This is a genomic window from Chengkuizengella marina, assembly GCF_009910845.1.
GTDB classification, from domain to species: Bacteria; Bacillota; Bacilli; order Paenibacillales; family KCTC-33759; genus Chengkuizengella; species Chengkuizengella marina.
This window is the reverse complement of the sequence record NZ_SIJB01000085.1, coordinates 1-1,037: the sequence shown is the minus strand read 5'-3', so window position 1 is coordinate 1,037 and position 1,037 is coordinate 1. Positions and strand designations below refer to the sequence as shown.

Annotated in this window: 1 protein-coding gene; it reads left to right on the top strand. The window is 35.6% G+C overall.

Annotated features, from left to right (window positions below):
• The coding region (locus ERL59_RS20585; RefSeq protein ID WP_160648104.1) for a condensation domain-containing protein at positions 1-1,037 on the top strand (1,037 nt) is incomplete at both ends.

Genomic DNA, 1,037 nt, shown 5'->3' with positions numbered 1-1,037 from the left:
CCTTGATGAACGGCTGAACCCCGTACCTTTTAATACGGTTGGTGAAATGTATATATCAGGTGATGGGGTGGCCAGAGGATATTTAAACCGTGCTGATCTTACAAGTGAAAGGTTTATAAACAATCCGTTTGTAGAAGGCGAAAGGATGTATAAAACGGGCGATTTAGCTAAAAGGTTAAATAGCAGAATTGAATATTTAGGTAGATCTGATGATCAAGTAAAGGTACGTGGATATCGAATTGAGTTAGGAGAAATTGAGAGTCAGGTTCAAAAACATCCAGGAATTATTGAAACGGTAGTTATAGTTAACGAAGGGAAAACAGCAGGAGACAAAACCATATGTGCTTATGTGGTAAGTGAAACCAAAATAAATACAACTGAGTTAAGAAAGCATTTGTCTCAAACATTACCAGAGTACATGTTACCATCCTATTTTGTACAACTGGATAAGATGCCGTTAACTCCTAATGGGAAATTAGATAGAAAAGCTTTACCTGTTCCTGAAGGGAATTTAAATCAAGATGTGCAATATGTAGCACCAAGCAATAAACTAGAAAGTCAACTTGTATCTTTGTGGGAAGAAGTACTTAATATAAAAACTGTTGGAATCAAAGATAACTTCTTTGAATTAGGTGGGCATTCCATTAAAGCAGTACAAATTGTTTCTAAACTGAATCAGGAAATGAAAGTTGATTTAACATTAAGAGATATTTTTTCATTTCCGACTATTGAACAGTTTTCAAAACAAATACAACAATTAGATCATCAACAATATCATTTCATTCCACAACTTGAACAAAAGCAAACATTCCCAGCCTCTTCGGCGCAAAAACGAATGTATGTGTTACAGCAATTAGAAGAACACAATACCAGTTATAATATGCCCTCTGTTATGACAATCACCGGGGCTTTAAACCAGAAGCGTTTTGAAAAAGCGATGTATGCTTTAGTGAAACGTCATGAAAGTTTAAGAACCTCCTTTGAAATGTTAGAGGGTGAGCTGGTACAACGAATACATGATCAAGTAGACGTTGAGA